General features: G+C 63.2%; 19 protein-coding genes and 2 pseudogenes. 10 read left to right on the top strand and 11 right to left on the bottom strand.

The window, feature by feature from the left end; genetic code table 11:
• Positions 1-57 precede the first annotated feature (57 nt).
• The 3 genes and pseudogenes from PVZ80_RS02120 to PVZ80_RS02110 form a co-directional block, all read right to left on the bottom strand.
• A complete protein-coding gene (locus tag PVZ80_RS02120) occupies positions 58-456 on the bottom strand; it encodes a c-type cytochrome (protein ID WP_273863370.1) in 399 nt (132 codons plus the stop codon).
• A gap of 384 nt (positions 457-840) precedes the next feature.
• Complete coding sequence (locus tag PVZ80_RS02115) at positions 841-1839, bottom strand: fimbrial protein (RefSeq protein ID WP_273863369.1); 999 nt, start codon at positions 1837-1839, stop codon at positions 841-843.
• A gap of 518 nt (positions 1840-2357) precedes the next feature.
• Positions 2358-2633, bottom strand: a pseudogene (locus PVZ80_RS02110) (energy transducer TonB); the annotation flags it as partial.
• 82 nt (positions 2634-2715) lie between these two features.
• Here PVZ80_RS02110 and PVZ80_RS02105 point away from each other — a divergent pair.
• From PVZ80_RS02105 to PVZ80_RS02095, 3 genes and pseudogenes are all read left to right on the top strand, one after another.
• A pseudogene (locus tag PVZ80_RS02105) lies at positions 2716-3156 on the top strand (helix-turn-helix domain-containing protein); the annotation flags it as partial.
• Between the two features lie 232 nt (positions 3157-3388).
• Entirely contained in the window at positions 3389-5014 is a 1626-nt protein-coding gene (locus tag PVZ80_RS02100) for an NADP-dependent glyceraldehyde-3-phosphate dehydrogenase (protein WP_009049718.1), read from the top strand.
• 61 nt (positions 5015-5075) lie between these two features.
• Positions 5076-6116 (top strand): FUSC family protein, encoded by a 1041-nt coding sequence (locus PVZ80_RS02095; RefSeq protein ID WP_016701848.1) that lies wholly within the window; start codon positions 5076-5078, stop codon positions 6114-6116.
• Positions 6117-6147: 31 nt separating this feature from the next.
• On the opposite strand, the gene PVZ80_RS02090 is transcribed toward PVZ80_RS02095, so the two are convergent.
• Positions 6148-7353: a molybdopterin molybdotransferase MoeA gene (locus PVZ80_RS02090; protein WP_273863368.1), complete on the bottom strand. Its 1206-nt coding sequence runs from the start codon at positions 7351-7353 to the stop codon at positions 6148-6150.
• Positions 7350-7889, bottom strand: coding sequence for a molybdenum cofactor biosynthesis protein B (gene moaB, locus PVZ80_RS02085; RefSeq protein ID WP_038577944.1), 540 nt, complete (start codon positions 7887-7889; stop codon positions 7350-7352). The genes PVZ80_RS02090 and moaB overlap by 4 nt, the downstream gene beginning before the upstream one ends.
• A 251-nt stretch (positions 7890-8140) precedes the next feature.
• Between moaB and mobA the strand changes: the two genes are divergently transcribed.
• Both mobA and PVZ80_RS02075 read left to right on the top strand, forming a co-directional pair.
• Positions 8141-8731, top strand: coding sequence for a molybdenum cofactor guanylyltransferase MobA (gene mobA / locus PVZ80_RS02080; RefSeq protein ID WP_023964542.1), 591 nt, complete (start codon positions 8141-8143; stop codon positions 8729-8731).
• Between the two features lie 159 nt (positions 8732-8890).
• Positions 8891-9793, top strand: a complete 903-nt coding sequence (locus PVZ80_RS02075) for a LysR family transcriptional regulator (RefSeq protein ID WP_009049723.1) — start codon at positions 8891-8893, stop codon at positions 9791-9793.
• A 30-nt stretch (positions 9794-9823) separates the two neighbouring features.
• On the opposite strand, the gene moaE is transcribed toward PVZ80_RS02075, so the two are convergent.
• The 5 genes from moaE to moaA form a co-directional block, all read right to left on the bottom strand.
• A complete protein-coding gene (gene moaE / locus PVZ80_RS02070; protein WP_273863367.1) occupies positions 9824-10270 on the bottom strand; it encodes a molybdopterin synthase catalytic subunit MoaE in 447 nt (148 codons plus the stop codon).
• A 3-nt stretch (positions 10271-10273) separates the two neighbouring features.
• The gene (locus PVZ80_RS02065) at positions 10274-10525 is read right to left on the bottom strand and encodes a MoaD/ThiS family protein (RefSeq protein ID WP_038633582.1); all 252 of its coding nucleotides are present in this window, start codon (positions 10523-10525) and stop codon (positions 10274-10276) included.
• Positions 10522-11016, bottom strand: coding sequence for a cyclic pyranopterin monophosphate synthase MoaC (gene moaC / locus PVZ80_RS02060; RefSeq protein ID WP_038633585.1), 495 nt, complete (start codon positions 11014-11016; stop codon positions 10522-10524). Before moaC ends, PVZ80_RS02065 begins: the two co-directional genes overlap by 4 nt.
• A gap of 77 nt (positions 11017-11093) precedes the next feature.
• The gene (locus PVZ80_RS02055) at positions 11094-11993 is read right to left on the bottom strand and encodes a bestrophin family protein (RefSeq protein WP_273863366.1); all 900 of its coding nucleotides are present in this window, start codon (positions 11991-11993) and stop codon (positions 11094-11096) included.
• Positions 11994-12032: 39 nt separating this feature from the next.
• Positions 12033-13031, bottom strand: a complete 999-nt coding sequence (moaA, locus tag PVZ80_RS02050; protein ID WP_273863365.1) for a GTP 3',8-cyclase MoaA — start codon at positions 13029-13031, stop codon at positions 12033-12035.
• 444 nt (positions 13032-13475) lie between these two features.
• On the opposite strand from moaA, the gene PVZ80_RS02045 reads away from it, so the two are divergent.
• The 5 genes from PVZ80_RS02045 to PVZ80_RS02025 all read left to right on the top strand — a co-directional run bounded on the left by PVZ80_RS02045 (position 13476) and on the right by PVZ80_RS02025 (position 18672).
• The gene (locus PVZ80_RS02045; protein WP_273863364.1) at positions 13476-15800 is read left to right on the top strand and encodes an FdhF/YdeP family oxidoreductase; all 2325 of its coding nucleotides are present in this window, start codon (positions 13476-13478) and stop codon (positions 15798-15800) included.
• A 128-nt stretch (positions 15801-15928) separates the two neighbouring features.
• Positions 15929-17350 carry a cytochrome ubiquinol oxidase subunit I gene (locus tag PVZ80_RS02040; RefSeq protein ID WP_009049730.1) on the top strand — a complete coding sequence of 474 codons (1422 nt, stop codon included), beginning with the start codon at positions 15929-15931 and terminating at the stop codon, positions 17348-17350.
• Positions 17351-17365: 15 nt separating this feature from the next.
• Complete coding sequence (gene cydB / locus PVZ80_RS02035) at positions 17366-18382, top strand: cytochrome d ubiquinol oxidase subunit II (RefSeq protein WP_009049731.1); 1017 nt, start codon at positions 17366-17368, stop codon at positions 18380-18382.
• Complete coding sequence (locus tag PVZ80_RS02030; RefSeq protein ID WP_173424515.1) at positions 18369-18524, top strand: hypothetical protein; 156 nt, start codon at positions 18369-18371, stop codon at positions 18522-18524. Before cydB ends, PVZ80_RS02030 begins: the two co-directional genes overlap by 14 nt.
• On the top strand, positions 18511-18672 hold the full coding sequence (locus PVZ80_RS02025) for a DUF2474 domain-containing protein (protein ID WP_080684205.1): 162 nt from the start codon (positions 18511-18513) through the stop codon (positions 18670-18672). Before PVZ80_RS02030 ends, PVZ80_RS02025 begins: the two co-directional genes overlap by 14 nt.
• A gap of 128 nt (positions 18673-18800) precedes the next feature.
• Here PVZ80_RS02025 and PVZ80_RS02020 read toward each other — a convergent pair whose 3' ends face one another.
• Complete coding sequence (locus PVZ80_RS02020) at positions 18801-19754, bottom strand: Dyp-type peroxidase (RefSeq protein WP_273863363.1); 954 nt, start codon at positions 19752-19754, stop codon at positions 18801-18803.
• Positions 19755-19761 lie beyond the last annotated feature (7 nt).

The following is a 19761-nucleotide window of genomic DNA, read 5'->3' as shown; positions in this document are numbered from 1 at the left end:
GTTGCAGCAACTGACGTCGTGTGAGGTGCATGGTCATGCCTGTGTCCCTGTGCCGGGTTATTGGAGGTCTTGTGCGGACATGAAGCGGATCAGGGCGAGGAACTGCGCCTCGGAACACTGCATGCACAGGCCCATCGGCGGCATGCCGTTGTAACCGTTGATGCTGTGGTCCAGCAGGGTGTCGGCGCCCTGGACGATGCGCGGGCGCCAGGCCTGGACATCGCCGGTCAGCGGCGCGCCGGACGCCGGGTTGGTGTGGCAGAGCTTGCAGCTGCTGTCGTAGATCCGCGCCAGCGCCGAATCGTCGGGCAGTTGTTGCACGGCCGCCGATGGCGGCGCGCTCTGGTCGCCACAGGCAACCAGCAGCCCGCCCAGCGCCAGCCACAACGCGAGGCGCGCCAGGCGATACAGCCTGGTGACGGATGAAAACCGCAGCGAGGCAGTCGGTGCCGGCATGGTGTTCCTCTCGGGTGACGGTCGGGATCGACCCAGAGCCAACACTAAGGCAGGCGCCGCCACGGCCTGAGGGCATTGCGGGCCAGCGAGGGGGGCATCTGCGGCCAGGCCGGTGCAGACGCTTGCCCACGATGGCAGCGTCGTGGTCTACCGGTGGACCGCGTTATCGTTCATCGCGCGCAAGCTGCGCTCCTACAGGATTGCGGAGCTTCTGTAGGAGCGAGGCTTGCCCGCGAAAAACCGTCAACGATAACGCAGGGGCCTGGGACCGCCGCTACGCGGACAATCAAGTGGCGGCCGGCGGCTCCCGCAGCAGCACAAGAGCATTTGAGCGTGATAAGCGGGAGTGTTGGATTGGCCGCGCAATGGAGAGCGTCCGCCTGGCTACTGGTAGCTCATGGTGAAGGTCGCAGCAGCATCGGCTGTTCCGGGGCCGACCACGCCACCGGTCGGGATATAACGAGCCTTGAGCGGAATGCTCACCTGGTCGTTACCGAACTCACCGACTTGCCACTGATTCGGATTGCCAGCTACCGCCGAGTCAGGACCAAAGCTGACCAGCGTGTTATCACCGCGCAGTATCTGGATACCCACTCCCGTGGCAGTGGATGAACGCGACAGGGACAACGTACTGGACTGATTGCTCGGGTCGGCGGCGTCGCTCAAGGTCATGAACATTCTGGTGTGGGCACCCACATCTCCACCCGAGCATTGCAAACGAATCTCCAGGGGGCGTGCGGGGTTGGTAGCGCCCTTATCGGCCACCGCGCTGACGTGTACTTTGCCCATGCCCACGGCGATAGTGGGGGTCGATACGGTACACGTAGGTACTCTCGGCTTGATCTCCAGATTGCCGCTGATTACATAACGCTGAAAATCCATGCCGTGATCGAGAGCCGTAAAGGTACCGACAAGCCCCGTCATCCGCCCCCCCGCAGTAATAGGGCCGGTTTTTACCAACTCGATTTTTACGGAAGGGGTGTAAGCATACATAGGGTAATCCGTGGAGCCTTCCCAAGTTCCTTGTGGCCACCATCCACTGAAATAGTATTGGATACGAATACCTACACCAGAAACCGAAGTCGCATAGGTGTTGAACCTTCCCACGGCCCCTACCCCCCTATACTCGATACGGCCAATGGAACTGGAGCAATAGGCTACCCCCGGTTGCTCCTTTCCTTGTGCTGTGGAACTGTACAAGACCGTGCCGTCAGGAACACTGGGATCAAAGGATTCGGACGGTGTCACTGACAAGGTGACGGTGCGCGTACCGACGTTAACGCCGCTCATTTCAACAATGCAGCTTGCTTGCGCTTTCAAACAGAAAAATGAAAAGACAAGCGCAAAAATTCCGGGAAAATTTTTCCAAAAATATTGAGACATGAAATACTCAGAGCATATTGCCGAAAGGAGGGCTGGCTTTATACCACCAAACATTACCCAAATAAAAAAACCGACTTATTTTCAGAAAAGCCTTATATGAAACTTTAAGAATCGCCTTATATAAAAATATCTTACAAATCCTCTCAAAAAACATTTAGCGAAACTACTGGATATTCAATCTGAAGCGAATGAAAACAGTGAGAAAGTTTCTGTTCAATTCCACATCAGATCAAAGGCGTTACTGCACTGTTTTCCTCGCCGGCCACCACGCTTCGCGCTGACAGAAAAATACGGGAGTGAGCGGGCGTCGATCCGACTTGCCCACGATGGGGACGCCGCGGTCTACCGGTGGACCGCGTTATCGTTTATCGCGCGCAAGCTGCGCTCCTACAGAAGCAGGCTTGCCCGCGAAAAACCGTCAACGATAACGCGGTGTCCTGGAGACCGCCGCTACGCGGGCGATCGAGCAGCGGCCGGCCGTTTCTGCTGAAGAACAACAGCCGGGGCTATTTGATGCGCTAGTGGAAGGTGTTGCGCACCGCGGGCACCGACACCGCCCGGCCGTCGACGATGCGCGGCTGGTAGCGGAAGGTGTTGGCCGCCGCCAGCGAGGGGCGGATAAACAGCGGGTGGCAGCCATCGAGCACCTTGGGGTTCTCCACCTTGCCTTGCGGGTTGACGCTGTATTCCACGGTGCAGTCGCCTTCGATGTTCTTGTCCAGGGCGCGTTGCGGGTAGTCCGGGGCCTCCTTGCTCAGGGGCAGGTACTGGCGGCTGTCGGCCGCGGCCTGGGCGTCGAGCAGCAACAGGCCGTCGCGTTCGCTGGCGGCCAGGCGCTCGCTGGTGCCGGGCACAAAGCCGATGGCCTCGATGGCCATGGACCTGATGCGCATCCCCCGCGAATTCCTCACCCAGCCCTGGCCCAACGCCTCGGCCACCGCCGGCCAGGTGGCGCGCCAGGAAGCCCCGGGCCAGCTCGAGCAACTGGGTTTTGCCTCAAGCTTTCTCGACTGCGTCTACCGCTACCTGCAAGCCCAGGTGCGCCAGGCGCCGAGCCTGGAACAGACGGCCCAGGCCTTCGGCATGAGCCCGGCCACCCTCAAGCGCAAGCTGCACAAGCACGGCAGCGGTTTCTAGCAGCAGGCGGACCTGGTGCGCAAGCATGTGGCGCTGTACCTGTACCGGATCAAGGGCCTGAGCAACGAGGAAGTCGCCGAGTACCTGAGCTTCAACGACGCGGCGAATTTCCGCCGCTCATTCAAGCGCTGGACCGGCAGCACCCCCAAGCTGATCCGCCAATTGTTCAGCGCCGGTTGAAACAAAGGCTGTTTTTCCATGGGAAAAAGCGGCTACTCTTGGCCCAAAGAACCACACCATCACACCTCTGCTGCACGACTTTCCGCCATTTTGGCCCAGCTTTTTGCTAAAGACCCGAGACATCAAGGCGTATACCCGTAGAAACAAACCTTGAAGACCCGTCTCGCCCGTCAGCGCCGGTGCGCTATCCAGCCCGCCGGTGCATTGCCCATTGCCATTACGGAATAGAGTCATGACCACAGCCCATCTGTTGAACACGCTGTTTCCCGTCGCCGCCGACATCCCCGAGCAGTACCGCCTGGACGGCCAGGTCGAGCAACGCGAGTACCTGGTCGACGGTCAGTTGCAGACCTGGAACGGGCCCCTGGCCCTGGTGCGCAGCCCGGTGTACCTGGACACCGCCAATGGCGACGAGCAAGTGATTCTCGGCAGCACCCCGCTGCTCGACGCCGACACCGCGCTGACCGCCCTCGACGCCGCCGTGCGCGCCTACGACCGTGGCCAGGGCGCCTGGCCGACCATGCGCGTGGCCGAACGCATCCAGCACGTCGAAGCCTTCCTCGGGCGCATGCGCGAACAGCGCTCGGCGGTGGTCAAGCTGCTGATGTGGGAAATCGGCAAGAACCTCAAGGACTCGGAAAAAGAGTTCGACCGCACCTGCGACTACATCGTCGACACCATCAACGCCCTCAAGGAACTCGACCGCCGCTCCAGCCGCTTCGAGCTGGAGCAGGACACCCTCGGCCAGATCCGCCGCGTGCCGCTGGGCGTGGCCCTGTGCATGGGCCCGTACAACTACCCGCTGAACGAGACCTTCACCACCCTGATCCCGGCGCTGATCATGGGCAACACCGTGGTGTTCAAGCCGGCCAAGTTCGGCGTGCTGCTGATCCGCCCGCTGCTGGAAGCCTTCCGCGACAGCTTCCCGGCCGGGGTGATCAACGTGATCTACGGCAGCGGCCGGGAAACCGTCAGCGCGCTGATGGCCAGCGGCAAGATCGATATCTTCGCCTTTATCGGCACCAACAAGGCCGCCAGCGACCTGAAGAAACTGCACCCCAAGCCGCACCGCCTGCGCGCCGCCCTGGGCCTGGACGCGAAAAACCCTGGCATCGTGCTGCCGGAGGTGGACCTGGATAACGCGGTCAACGAGGCGATCACCGGCTCTCTGTCGTTCAACGGCCAGCGCTGCACCGCGCTGAAGATCCTCTTTGTCCATGAAACCGTGGTCGATGCCTTCATCGAGAAATTCAACGCCAAGCTGCTCAGCCTCAAGCCCGGCATGCCGTGGGAACCGGGGGTGGCGCTGACGCCGCTGCCGGAGTCGGGCAAGGTCGATTACCTGCACGCCCTGGTGGCCGACGCCATCGACAAGGGCGCCAAGGTGGTCAACCCCGGCGGTGGCGAAGCGCGGGCCTCGTTCTTCTACCCGGCGGTGCTGTACCCGGTGAACAGCCAGATGCGCGTGTACCAGGAAGAGCAGTTCGGCCCGGTGGTGCCGATCGTGCCGTATCGCGACCTGGAAACGGTGATCGACTACGTCCTGGAATCGGACTTCGGCCAGCAGCTGAGTATCTTCGGCACCCAACCGGCACAAGTCGGGCGGCTGGTGGACGCCTTCGCCAACCAGGTCGGGCGGATCAACCTCAACGCCCAATGCCAGCGCGGCCCGGACACCTACCCGTTCAACGGGCGCAAGAACTCCGCCGAAGGCACGCTGTCTGTGCATGACGCGTTGCGCACCTTCTCGATCCGCACCCTGGTGGCCACCAAGTTCCAGGAGAGCAACAAGGAGCTGATCAGCGACATCATCCGTAACCGCGAGTCGGGCTTCCTGACCACCGATTACATTTTCTAGAAACGGAGAATTTCCCCTGGGCCTGCCAACCCCTTGGCGATCCTTTCGCCTGCCGCCGCTGTTGCGTCGATTCCTGCTCCCGGTACTGGACCCGTATCGGCGCTACCGCTACGCCAAGCTGATCCATGCGGTGCGCGTGGCCCTGGGGTTGCTGGCCACCATCGCGCTGACCACCGGCCTCAATCTGCCCCACGGCGAATGGGCGTCGGTGACCATGCTGGTGGTGATCGGCGGCTTGCAGCACCACGGCAATATCGGCAAGAAAGCCGCGGAACGGGCCATCGGCACCCTGATCGGCGCGGGCGTCGGCCTGGTGCTGGTGGTGCAGCAGGCTTACCTGGGCATGTCCTGGCTGACCTACCTGGGGATGTCGGTGGTGTGCGGGTATTTCTCCTATCACGCCATCGGCAAGGGCGGTTACACCGCGTTGCTGGCGGCGATCACTGTGTTCATCGTCGCCGGCCATGGCGACAACCACGTCAGCGATGGCCTGTGGCGCACGGTGGACATCCTGATCGGCATCGCCCTGGCCCTGGCCTTCTCCTTCGCCATTCCGCTGTATGCGGTGTATTCCTGGCGCTACAACCTGGCCAGCGCCTTGCGCGACTGCGCCACCCTTTACGGACGCATCATCGGCGGCCAGTCGGTGACCGACGATGAACACCTGAAGTTGCTCGGGCGCCTCAACAGCACCTTGCTGCAACTGCGCTCGCTGATGCCCTCGGTGTCCAAGGAAGTGCGGATCTCCATGACCGAACTGGACGCCATCCAGCGCAACCTGCGCATGTGCTTCAGCACCCTGGAAATCCTCGGCAATACCCGGCCGAACCTCAGCGACCCACAGGCTCGCGAGCAACTGCAACAGGTGCTCAAGCACGAGCATCGGCAGGTGCGCATCCAGCTGGTGGGCATGGCCCGCGCCCTGCAATCCGGCGCCACCAGACGCCTGGGGCGGCCCCTGGATGGCCCGCCCTCCTCGACCCTCGACACCTCGGTCTACACCGCCTTGGACGGCTATCGCCTGCTGACCCGGCAACTGGTGGCCAACCTCAACGAGATGCGCCAGCGCCTGGCGAAAAGCGCGGAGCACTGGAAGATCTGAGGGCCCTGCGCCTGCCGCCCAAGTAGCGCCGCTAGAACAATTCGCTGAATGGAATGAACCGCGCCGGCTCACCGACCCGCAAGGTGCTGCCCTCGAGAATCTCCACCAGCCCATCGGCCCAGGAAGCACCCAGCAACACGCCGGAACTCTGGTTTGGATAAAGCACGGCGCGCCCCTCCTCCAGCCTGGCCCGCAGGTACTCGCGGCGGCTGCCCGCTTTCGGCCAGTCGAAACCGACGCTGACCGGGAAGCTCAATGGCATCACCTCCTCGACACCCTGGATGCGCAACAGGTAAGGCCGGGCCAGCAGGCCAAAGGTCACCAGGGCCGAGGTCGGGTTGCCGGGCAGGCCGATCACCGGCACCCTGCCGAAGCGTCCGACGGTCAGCGGCTTGCCGGGTTTTATCGCGAGTTTCCAGAACACCGGGGTGGCGCACTCGCGCAGCACCTGGCCGAGGCAATCGGCGTCGCCGGCGGACACGCCGCCGGTGGTCAGGATCAGGTCCGCCGCGCACTGCAGCTGCTCCAGGCGCAGCCGGGTCTGCTGTGGCTGGTCGGGGAGAATCCCGGCATCGATCACCTCGCAGCCCAGGGCACTCAACCAGTGGCTGAGCAGGGTGCGATTGCTGTTGTAGATGCAGCCGGGGCGCAAGGACGTACCCGGCTCGGCCAGCTCGTCGCCGGTGGACAGCAATGCCACCCGTGGTCGCCGCACCAGCGGCAGATGGGTACAACCCTGGGCCGCGGCGATGGCCAGTTCGAAAGGCCCCAGGCGTTTGCCGGCACGCAGCAGCACTTGCCCGGCGCGATTCTCCTGGCCTTGGGCGCGGATATTCTGGCCGGCCTTCAGCGGCTGCTTGAAGCGGATGCGACCGTCGTCGAGCTGCTCGACGTTCTCCTGCATCTCGATGCTGTTGGCGCCCTCGGGCAGCGGCGCGCCGGTGAAGATTCGCGCGCAGGTGCCCGGCAGCAACGGCTCGGGGGGCTGGCCGGCAAAGATGCGTTGTGACACCGCCAGCGGCTGCCCGTCCCAGCCCTCGAGGTTCAAGGCATAACCGTCCATGGCGCTGTTCGGCCAGGGCGGCAGGTCCAGGGTCGCCACCAGGTCGCTGGCCAGCACCCGTTGCCGCGCCTCGCCCAGCGCCACCGGCTCGCTGTCCTGCAAGCGTTGCGCCTCGGCCATGGCCAGCAAGCGGGCGATGGCCTCCTCCATCGGCATCAGCGGTGAGGGGCTCATCCGCGGGTCCCGCAGGCTTGCACCTGCTTGAGGTGCGGCACGAAATTGCACGGCCGGTGGCGAGCGTCGAGCTGCTCGGCGAGGATGCCTTCCCAGGCGGTCCGGCAGGCGCCGGTGGAGCCCGGCAGGCAGCACACCAGGGTGCCGTTGGACAGCCCGGCCAGGGCCCGGCTCTGCACGGTGGAAGTACCGATATCGAGGATGGAGATCGCCCTGAACAGTTCGCCGAAACCGTCGATCTGCTTGTCCAGCAGGCAGCTCACCGCCTCGGGGGTGCTGTCGCGTCCGGTGAAGCCGGTGCCGCCGGTAATCAGCACCACCTGGATATTTTCATCGGCGATCCACAACGCGACCTGGGCGCGGATCTTGTACAGGTCGTCCTTGAGCAGGTTGCGCTCGCTCAGGGTGTGGCCGGCTTCCAGCAGGCGGCTGACGAGCAATTGCCCGGAGGTATCGGTGGCGTATTCGCGGGTGTCGCTGACGGTCAGCACGGCAATATTCAGGGGGACAAACAATGCATCCGATTTCACGCTCATGTCTTTCTCCGGCAGGCAGTCATAAAAACCATTGCCAGAGGCTAAAGCGCTGAAACCGTCAGTGTCTAATCACTCTGGCCGACCACTTTATCGAGCCCATCTATCAAGGCTTTTTTCCCTGGAAAACGCGGTTCGGCGCGGGTGAAATCCACGGTCGATAGAGCCTTTTGATTGCCCATTCGATACTTCCGATTGGACTCGCGGCGGCGACAATGAGATCGTCCCGATACCCAACCAGCGTGCCTTGAACCATGACCCCGACCTGTCCTGCTTCCCCTTTGTCCATCCCCTGCTCGGTACTGCTGCTGGCCGGCGGCCGTGGCGCGCGCATGGGCGGACGGGACAAGGGTTTGCTGCCCTGGCAGGGCAAGCCGCTGATCGCCCATGTACAGGCGGCGGTCCGGCCCTTCAGCGACGACCTGATCATCTCCTGCAACCGCAACGCCGAGCAGTACCGGGCCTATGCCGACCAACTGGTGGAGGATTCGCAGAAGGATTTCCCGGGCCCGCTGGCGGGTGTGCTCGCCGGCCTGGCGGTGGCGCGTCATCCGTGGCTGCTGGTGTTCGCCTGCGACGCGCCGAAAATCGACGCCGCGCTGATCAGCGCCATGCTGGCGGCGCGCCCCGCCGCGGACTCGGTGCTGATGGTGCAGCAGGCCGGCCACTGGCAACCCATGTTCAGCCTGATCCCCAAGACCTTGCTGGCGAGCCTGCAACAAGACTGGGACGCCGGCGAGCGCAGCCTGCAACGCGCCTTGTCGAAGCACCGGCCGCAAGCCTTGGTCTGCGCCGAGGACGACCCGCGCCTGAGCAACTTCAATACCCCTGAGCTACTTTTTTAACGGCGGTTTTTAACAGCGCTTTTTTAACAGCTCCGCGTGCCACCGAACAGGTGCACAGTCTTTTCCTCCAAAGGTCGGATCGGGATGTCCGGACACTTCGTGCATCCTGGACAGCAACCTTACCCCTGACATCAAATCCCTTTCTCAGCAGGTGCCACCGTGGACATCAAACAACTCAAGTTCCTTATCGCCCTGGACCAGACCCGACACTTCGGCCAGGCCGCGGCGCGCTGCCACATTACCCAGCCGACCCTGTCCATGCGCTTGCGCAATCTGGAGGACGAGCTGGACCTGGTGCTGGTCAAGCGCGGCCAGCGTTTCGAAGGTTTCACCGAGGCCGGCGAACGGGTGCTGGCCTGGGCGCGGACCCTGCTCGCCGCCCATGATGGGCTGTTCGCCGAGGCCGCCGCGTGCCGTGGCCAACTGGTCGGCAGCCTGCGCCTGGGCCTGGTGCCGTTGAGCAGCTTCAACCCGATCGGCTACGTCCAGGGGCTTTCCAAGAGTTTCCCGGAACTCAAGTTCGCCCTGTCGTCCATGAGTTCGGACCAGATCATCGAGGGTCTGGGCAACAACCAGCTGGACCTGGGGGTGTGTTATCTGGACCACGTGAACCCGAACTATTTCGAGTTTTTCGAGATCGGCGAAACCCGCGTCGGCCTGCTGTACGACACCCGCCACTTCCATTTCGAAGGCAGCGAAATGAGCTGGGAAGAAGCCGCCGAGCTGCCCCTGGGGATGATCAGCAATGGCATGCACTACCGCAAATCCATCGACCTGAGTTTCCGCAGCCGTGGCCTCGACCCGCAGCCGATCCTCGAAAGCGACTCCACCTATCAGCTGTTCCAGGCGATTCACGAAGGCTTCTGTTGCTCGATCATGCCGCTGTCCAGCGGCCTGGAAAATCCGATCGAGAACCTGGCGTTCATCAACCTGCCGGATGCCAGCGTGCTGGCGCCCCTGGGCCTGGTGATGCGCAAGACCGAACCGCGCTCGGCCATCGCCGAAAAGTGCTTTGCCGAAGCCAGGAAACTGTTTGCCGCACCAGAGCCAACGGCCGACTAAAGCTGCTGCGCCGCAGGGCGTATCCCTGCCCTACCAGCGACTGGCGGCCAGTTGGTCGCTCTCCCTGCCCTCTACCCAACGCTCGCCGGACGAAGTCTGTTCGCGCTTCCAGAACGGCGCGCGGGTTTTCAGGTAGTCCATCAGGAAGGCACAGGCCGCGAAGGCCGCCTGCCGATGGGCGCTGGCGACGCCGACAAACACGATCGGCTCAGCCACCTGCAACAACCCCACCCGATGCACGACCCTGACCCGTTGCAGCGGCCAGCGCTGATTGGCCTCATCGACAATGCGCTGCAACGCGCGCTCGGTCATGCCCGGGTAATGTTCGAGGAACAGGCTGCCGACCTGTTCCCCCAGGTTCAGGTCGCGCACATAACCGACGAAAGTCACCACCGCACCAATGCTCGGGTCCCCGCCATGTACTTCGTGATGCAGTCGATCGAGGCCGAGGGCCTCGGCCTGGACATGCACGGTCATGGTTCAGCCCCCGGTGACTTGTGGGAAAAACGCGATCTCGTCGAAGTCCTCGATGGGCGCGTCGAGGTTGCACAGGTCCTGGTTCAGCGCGCACATCAGGCTGTTTTCGCCGAGCACCGCCTGCCAGGTCTCGCCCCTGGTCATCAGCAATGTCCTCACGTCACCGACGCTGCGCAACGAATCATCCAGCGCGATCTTCTCGCCGCCGATACCGAGCTGCTCGCGATAACGAGCAAAGTAGTTGATCAGAATCATGCGGTGACTCCCGCGTCAAAGGCGCCTGATCGTCCGCCCTGTTTCTTCAGCAGCTGGATGCGGTCGATGACCATGCCGCGGTCGACCGCCTTGCACATGTCGTAGATAGTCAGCGCGGCCACGCTGGCCGCGGTGAGGGCTTCCAGCTCGACCCCGGTGCGGCCGTTCAGCCGGCAACTGGCGACGATCCTGACGCTGTCGGGCTCGACGGCCTTCAGTTCGAGGTGAATCGAGCTGAGCATCAGCGGGTGGCAGAGCGGGATGAGTTCATGGGTTTTCTTCGCCGCCATGATGCCCGCGATGCGCGCGACCGCGAACACGTCGCCCTTGGGGTGGCCGTTCTGCTGGATCATCTGCAAGGTGGCGGGCCGCATGCGCACCCAGGCCTGGGCCTGGGCTTCGCGGTCGGTGGGCTGCTTGTCGCTGACATCGACCATGTTGGCGCGGCCTTCGGCGTCCAGGTGAGTCAGGGTGGTGGAATCGTGATTCATGGTTATCCTCGCAGCCGGCTGGCTGGGTTGAGTACTTGATGTCGCCCGGGGAAGCCAGGCGAACACATGGGCGCCGATCAGCTCAGCACGAAGTCCACCGGCTGCAGCACCGGCGGCAACTGGGTCGCCCCCAGGGCATCCAGCACTTCACGCTCGATGGTGCGCACCAGGGCGTTGGTCGGCAGGTCGTTCTCGTCTCGGCCGAAGGGGTCCTCCAGCTCGTCGCCAATGGCATCCAGGCCGAAGAACGTATAACTGACGATGGCCGTGAAGATCGGCGTCAACCAGCCCAGGGGCTCGGCCATGGCAAAGGGCAGCAGGATGCAGAAGATGTAGCTGGTGCGGTGCAGCAACAGCGTGTAGGGAAAAGGCAATGGCGTGCTCTTGATCCGCTCGCAGATGGTCTGGGCGTTGGTCAGGCTGCTCAGGTGATTGGCCAGCAGCGTGTAGCGCCACTCACTGATCGCCCCCGACTCGGCCAGCACCGAGCACTGTTGGCCGACATGGCGCAGGATGCTGTCCGGCACGTTGGGCGCCTGGGCCGCCGGCAACCGGCTCAGCCAGGTGCCCGCCGCGCTCGACTCGTCTTCCTGGCGCAGCCTGGCGTTGAGGGCATGGGCGAAGCCGCAGAGGTCGCGCAGGATCTTGCCGCGTTGTCGCGAATCCTTGATCGCCTGGGTTTCGCGGATCATCGAACGCACCTCCGTCACCAGCGTGCCCAGGGCCTTGCGCGCTTCATACCAGCGGTCGTAGCAGGCGTTGTTGCGAAAGCTCATGAAGATCGACAGCGACAGGCCCAACAGGGTGAAGGGCGTGGCGTTGACCCTGGAGAAATAGGCCGGGTACAGGGTCTCGATAAACACGATCGCCGAGGCCAGCAGGGTCACCAGCAGGCTGCGCAGGGCGATGCGCTTGGCGATCGAGCCCTTGAGGGAGATCAGCACATTGATCAGGTTAGGTTTGGATCTGACGATCATCGCAAGACAGCCTTTTTGCAGAGAGGGAAACCGCGCGGATCAGCCGCCGGTCATGTTCATGAACCGCACCACTTGCACCTCGTCATTGAGTTCGAAGTTGTGGCGGTACGGCTTGATTTTCATCGCCTCGACGATTGCCCGCTCCAGGCGCTCCGGCTCGCCCGGATGGCTGCGCAGCACCTGCTTCAAATCGACCGAATGCTCGTTGCCCAGGCACAGCAGCAGCCGGCCCTCGACGGTCAGCCGCACCCGGTTGCAGGTGGCGCAGAAGTTGTGGCTGTGGGGCGAGATGAACCCCAGTCGAATCTCCGGCGCCTCGGCCAGGCGCCAGTAGCGCGACGGCCCCTGGGTCGATTCGGTGGAGTCGATCAAGGTGTAGCGCTCGGCGATGCGCTCGCGCACCTGGGCGCTGGAAAAGAACGCATCGGCGCGGCTGTGTTCGCTGATCACCCCCAGGGGCATCTCTTCGATAAAGGAGATGTCCAGCCCACGGTCGATGGCGAACCCCACCAGGTCGTTGATCTCGTGATCGTTGCGCCCTTTCATCACCACGCAGTTGAGTTTGGTGTGCTGGAAACCGGCGGCGTTCGCCGCATCGATGCCGGCGATGACCTGGGCCAGGTCGCCGGTGCGGGTCAGCTCGCGAAAGCGCCTGGCATCGAGGCTGTCGATGCTGATGTTCAGGCGCTTGAGCCCGGCATCGAACAGGGGGGCCGCCAGTTTGCCCAGCTGCGAGCCATTGGTGGTCATGCACAGCTCGCGCAGCCCCGGCAGCGCGGCGATGCGCCGGCACAGCTCGACGACGCCCTGGCGGATCAGGGGTTCGCCCCCGGTCAGGCGGATTTTCCGGGTGCCCAGGGCGACGAAGCTGTGCGCCAGCTGATAGAGCTCCTCCAGGGTCAGGATGCGTTGCCGTGGCAGGAACTGCATGTCTTCGGCCATGCAATACACACAGCGAAAGTCGCAGCGATCGGTCACCGACATCCGCAGATAGTCGACTCGCCTGGAAAAACCATCCCGCAGGATTCGATCTGACATTACCGCCTCCATCAACACTTCAGGCGCATTGACCAGAAGGCTGTTATTGGAAGGCCGCCGTTATAGAGGGGCCTTGTTGCGGCAAGACTAAGTTCAATTAAAAGCGCCGTCTAATCGCTATTAATGACCGGTTGATCAATAGGATCTATCAAGCAAAAAAGCGTCTGAAATCACGCCACCTTAAACAAATAATCCATTGATTTATTTTGGTTTTTTACTTGATAGAGGATCTCGATCAACTGGTCATTAATAGCGATTAGACAGGCACTTCACGACCAACATAGGCTTGTTCCCGTAGTACTTGAGCGGCACCCGTGAAGTGAATAAGTGCGCATGCCTTGTAACTGGCTGCAAATAAAAGCGCATTTAACCGCACAACAAAACAGTCATGAACAATGACTTGGCATTAGGCACAGCCTACGTGCGATGTCCTGGAGAAGAACCATGAGCGAAGTTGAACGCTACAAACCCTACAAGGGAGCAGCCGCCGGTTGGGGCGCGCTGATTGCCGTGACCAAAAACTGGTTGGGCAGCGAAAACGCTTTCAAGAATATTCGCACCATGCTCAAGACCAACCAGAACGGCGGTTTCGACTGCCCGGGTTGCGCCTGGGGCGAATCGCCGGAAAACGGCATGGTCAAGTTCTGCGAGAACGGCGCCAAGGCGGTCAACTGGGAAGCCACCGGGCGCCTGGTCAACCCGGCTTTCTTCAATAAATACACAGTGTCGGCGCTGGCGGCGCAAAGCGACTACTGGCTCGAATACCAGGGCCGCCTGACCCACCCGATGCGTTACGACGCCAGCCTGGATCGTTATGTCGAAACCAGCTGGGACGACGCCTTCGCCCTGATCGCCAAGCACCTGAACGCGCTGGAGTCGCCCGACCAGGCCGAGTTCTACACCTCGGGCCGGGCCAGCAACGAGGCCGCCTACCTCTACCAGCTGTTCGTGCGCGCCTATGGCACCAACAACTTCCCCGACTGCTCGAACATGTGCCACGAGGCCAGCGGCCTGGGCATGGACGACAGCGTTGGCGTGGGCAAAGGCACGGTGACCTTCGATGACCTGGAGGAAGCCGACGCCATTTTCGTCATCGGCCAGAACCCTGGCACCAACCACCCGCGGATGCTCGAACCGCTGCGCGAGGCAGTGAAGCGTGGCGCCCAGGTGATCTGTTTCAACCCGCTGAAAGAGCGTGGCCTGGAACGCTTCCAGCACCCGCAGCATCCGCTGGAAATGCTCACCAACGGCTCGGAGCCCACCTCCTCCGCTTACTTCCGCCCGGCCCTGGGCGGCGACATGGCGGCCATGCGTGGCATCGCCAAGTTCCTCTGGCAGTGGGAACGCGAAGCCCTGGCGAACAATGGCGAGGCGGTGTTCGACCGCGCCTTCATCGCCGAGCACACCTCGGGCCTGGACGCCTACCTGGCCGAGGTCGACGCCACCAGCTGGGAGCACATCCTCGAACAGTCCGGGCTGTCCCTGGAAGACATCGAGCTGGCTGCGCGCATGTACCGCAAGGCCAAGCGGGTGATCATGTGCTGGGCCATGGGCGTGACCCAGCACACCCACTCGGTGCTGACCGTGCAGGAAGTGGTCAACGTGCAGTTGCTGCGCGGCAATATCGGCCGGCCGGGCGCCGGGCTGTCGCCGGTGCGCGGCCACAGTAACGTGCAGGGCGACCGCACCATGGGCATCAACGAACTGGCCCCCGCCGAGTTGCTCGATGCCCTGGAAGCGCGTTTTGCCTTCAAGGCGCCGCGCAAGCACGGGCACAACACGGTGATGGCGATCGCCGCCATGGAAGAAGGTCGCGCCAAGGTGTTCATCGGCCTGGGCGGCAACTTCGCCCAGGCCACCCCCGACAGCCCGCGCACCCACGCGGCCCTGCGCAACTGCGAGCTGACCGTGCACATCGCCACCAAGCTCAACCGCAGCCACCTGGTCACCGGTCGCGAGGCGCTGATCCTGCCGTGCCTGGGGCGCACCGATATCGACCTGCAAGCCCAGGGCCCGCAAGGCGTCACCGTGGAAGACACCTTCAGCATGGTGCACATTTCCCACGGCCAGCTGAAACCCAAGTCGCCGCTGATGCGCTCGGAGCCGGCGATCATCGCCGGGATCGCCAACGCCACCCTCGGCAGCCACCCGATCGACTGGCTGTGGGTGATCGAGGATTACAGCCGGATCCGCAACCTGATCGCCGACACCATTCCCGGCTTCAAGGACTTCAACAAGAAGCTGCTGCACCCCGGTGGTTTCCACCTGGGTAACGACGCCGCCCAGCGCATCTGGAAAACCGCCACCGGCAAGGCCCAGTTCACCCCCGGCGTGCTGCCGGAACACCTGGTGAGCAAGGGCGTGCGCGACCTGGGAGTGAAGCCGGAGCTGATCCTGCAGACCATGCGTTCCCACGATCAGTACAACACCACCCTGTATGGCCTGGACGATCGTTATCGCGGGGTCTACGGCATGCGCGACGTGGTGTTCGTCAACGAGCAGGACATTCGCCAGCTGGGCTACGAGCCTGGGCAGAAGGTCGACATGATCTCGCTGTGGGGCGACGGTCGCGAGCGACGGGTGAGCGGCTTCACCCTGATCGCCTATGACATTCCACCCGGCCAGGCCGCGGCCTACTACCCGGAAACCAACCCTCTGGTGCCACTGGAAAGCTACGGCGACCGCACCTTCACCCCGACCTCGAAGTTCATTGCGATCCGCCTTGAACCGGCGCCGGCCAGCAACCTGATCCAGTCCTCCGTCGATTGAACCTGCCCGGGGCGGCGCGCGTCGCCCCGGCCCTTTCGAAACCTGCATTGCCGTTGACCGCGAGCCGCAAGGCTCACCACGGTCGGCCGTGCCGTGCACAGGTCTCGAGCCACTCTGAGGGTATCGTCATGCCAAACCTGGAAGCGCTCGACCTGGCGCGAATTCAATTCGCGTTCACGGTCTCGTTCCACATCATCTTTCCCGCCATCACCATCGGGCTGGCCAGCTTCCTGGCCGTGCTCGAAGGCCTGTGGCTGAAAAGCAATAATCCGGTCTACAAGGACCTGTATCACTTCTGGTCGAAAATCTTTGCCGTCAACTTCGGCATGGGGGTGGTCTCCGGGCTGGTCATGGCCTACGAGTTCGGCACCAACTGGAGCCGTTTCTCGGACTTCGCCGGGAGCATTACCGGGCCCCTGCTGACCTATGAAGTGCTGACCGCGTTTTTCCTCGAGGCCGGTTTCCTCGGGGTGATGCTGTTCGGCTGGAACCGGGTCGGCCGTGGGCTGCACTTCTTCTCCACGGTCATGGTGGCGATCGGCACGCTGATCTCGACCTTCTGGATCCTCGCCTCCAACAGCTGGATGCAGACGCCACAGGGCTTCTCCATCGTCGATGGGCGGATCGTACCGATGGACTGGCTGGCCATCGTGTTCAACCCGTCGTTCCCGTTCCGCCTGGCGCACATGGCGATCGCCGCGTTCGTCGCCACGGCGTTTTTTGTCGGCTCGTCCGCGGCCTGGCACCTGCTGCGCAAGAACGACACGCCACAAGTGCGCAAGATGCTGTCGATGGCGATGTGGATGGCCTTGATCGTCGCACCGATCCAGGCGGTGGTCGGGGATGCCCATGGCCTGAACACCCTGGAACATCAGCCGGCGAAAATCGCCGCCATCGAAGGCCACTGGGAAAACATCGGCAACCAACCGACGCCGCTGGTGCTGTTCGGCATCCCCGACATGGACGCCGAGAAGACCGGTTATGCGATCGAGGTGCCTTACCTGGGCAGCCTGATCCTGACCCACAGCCTGGACAAGCAGATCCCGGCGCTCAAGAGCTTTCCGAAAGAGGACCGGCCGAACGCGACCATCATCTTCTTCAGCTTCCGGATCATGGCCGGGCTGGGCATGTTGATGATCCTCACCGGCCTGCTCGGCCTGGCCCTGCGCCGCAACGGCGCGCTGTACCGCAACCGGCTGTTCCTGCGCCTGGTGCTGTTCATGGGCCCGACCGGGCTGATCGCCATGCTGGCCGGCTGGATCACCACCGAGGTCGGCCGCCAGCCGTGGGTGGTGTACGGCTTGCAGCGCACCGCCGACGCGGCGTCGAACCACTCGGTCAGCCAACTGAGCATCTCGCTGGCGCTGTTCGTGTTGATCTACTTCTCGGTGTTCACCGTGGGCATCGCCTACATGATGAAGCTGGTCCGCAAGGGCCCGCAGCCCCATCACGATCATCCGCCACAAGGCGGCCCCGGCCAGGACCGCACGCCGCGCCGGCCGCTGTCCGCAGTCCCCGAGACCTTCGCGTCCGGCAACCCTGCCAACTGAACAAGGAGCTTGCCCATGGGCATTCAAGGTATAGATCTGTCGTTGATCTGGGGCGTGATCATCGCCTTCGGGGTGATGATGTACGTCATCATGGATGGCTTCGACCTGGGACTGGGGATCCTCTTCCCGCTGATCCCGGACGCGCAGGAGCGCGATGTGATGATGAACACCGTGGCACCGGTCTGGGACGGTAACGAGACCTGGCTGATCCTCGGCGGCGCGGCGCTGTACGGGGCCTTCCCGCTGGCCTATTCGGTGATTCTCGAGGCCTTGTACCTGCCGCTGATTTTCATGCTGGCCGGCTTGATCTTCCGCGGCGTGGCCTTTGAGTTCCGCTTCAAGGCCAGCCCGGAAAAACGCCATATCTGGGACATGGCGTTCATTGGCGGCTCGCTGCTGGCGACCTTCTGCCAGGGCATCGTGATTGGCAGTTACATCGCCGGGATCCCGGTAGTCGATCGCCAGTTCGCCGGCGGCAACCTCGACTGGCTGGCACCGTTCCCGCTGTTCTGCGGCCTGGGCCTGATCGTCGCCTATGCATTGCTGGGCAGCACCTGGCTGCTGGTCAAGACCGAAGGCATGCTGGAATCGCGGATGCGCCACTACAGCCGGCCGCTGGCATTCGTGCTGATGGCAGTGGTCGCGGTGCTCTGCGTGTGGACGCCCTTGCTGCACCCGGAAATCGCCAGCCGCTGGTTCACCCACGCGCATATCGTGGTCTTCGGCGCCCTGGTGGTCCTCGGGTTGCTGGCGCTGTTCGGGCTGCTGCGCACCTTGCGCCAGCATCACTCGCACTGGCCGTTCGTGTTCACCCTGGCGCTGGTGTTCCTCGGCTACATCGGCCTGGCCTTCAGCATCTGGCCGAATATCGTGCCGCCTTCCATCAGCCTGTGGCAGGCGGCATCGCCCCCGTCCAGCCAGCTGTTCATCCTGATCGGCACCCTGTTCATCCTGCCGATCATCCTGATGTACACCTGCTGGAGCTACTACGTGTTCCGCGGCAAAGTGAGGATCGGCGATGGTTACCATTGACAGCAAAACCCTTCGCCCCCCTGCCAGGCTGCGGCCTTTCTACCAGCAGGTGGCGCAGCTGAGCCTGCTGTTCCTCGGTGGGCTGCTGATGCTGGCCGCTGCCACCGCACTGATGATGGAGTTGGCTTATGGAAGGCTCTGAGGTATCGAGCACTGAAGGTCAGGCTGCCCCCTGGTATCGGCGGCTGGCGTGGCTGGTGGGCATCTGGTTTGGCAGTGTGCTGGCCCTGGGTGCGGTGGCCGGGCTGCTGCGGCTGATGATGCAGCTGGCCGGGATGAGCAGTCACTGATTGCTGGCTGCACCGGTAAGGCCCGGCGCTTTTTTGGGGGCGCCGGTGCCTTTGCCGGTTTGTGGTTCCAATCAGCCAGATGCAACGAGCCCGCGAGGCCCTCACCTCGCGGGCTCGTTGTATCCGGATCAGGGCTGGCGTTCGGCCAACGCTTCCAGCAGATCGGCCGAAGGCACGAAGAACAGGCCGCCGGTCACCGCCGTGCTGAAATCCAGCAGACGGTCATAGTTGCCCGCCGGCCGTCCGACAAACATGTTTTCCAGCATTTGCTCGATGGGCTCCGGCGAACGCGCGTAGCCAATGAAATAGGTGCCGAACTCCCCCGCCCCGGGCCGGCCGAACGGCATGTTGTCGCGCAGGATCTTCACCTCTTCGCCGTCCTTGGTGATGGTGGTCAAGGCACTGTGGGAAGAGGTCGGCTTGACGGCATCGTCGAGTTCGATGTCGGACAGCTTCTTGCGCCCGATCACCCGTTCCTGTTCCTCGACCGACAGCTCGTTCCAGGCGTTCATGTTATGCAGGTACTTCTGCACCAGCACATAACTGCCGCCGCTGAACGCCGGATCTTCATCGCCGACCAGGGTGAACTCGATGGCCTTGCGCCCGACCGGGTTTTCCGTGCCATCGACAAAGCCGATGATGCTGCGCATGTCGAAATAGCGGAAACCCTGCACCTCGTCGACCACCGTGATCGCATCGCCCAGCGCCGCGATCAGTTGCGTCGCCAGCTCGAAACACAGGTCCATCTGGTCCGCGCGAATGTGCAGCAGGATGTCGCCCGGGGTCGCCACGGCCCGGCGCTCTTGCGGGCCGAACTCGCGAAAGGCGTGCAGGGACGCCGGGCGCGGGCCGCCAAACAGCCGGTCCCAGGCCGCCGAAGCAAAACCGCAGACACACGACAGGTTACCCGCGGGCACCCGCTTGCCAACCGAACGGGTGAGGCCCGCCACATCCTCGCACCAGCCCCGTACCTTGGCGGCGGCGTCCCTGCCAGGGGCCAGGGTGGCGACGATAAAGATCGCGCTGCTGGTAATCGGGTTGCAGACAGATTGCGGTTCAGGACTGGCGTCGGATATAGGCATGTTCTGT

This window comes from Pseudomonas sp. B3G-3 (assembly GCF_028640915.1).
GTDB lineage: Bacteria > Pseudomonadota > Gammaproteobacteria > Pseudomonadales > Pseudomonadaceae > Aquipseudomonas > Aquipseudomonas chlororaphis_I.
This window is presented reverse-complemented; position numbering and strand designations above follow the sequence as displayed.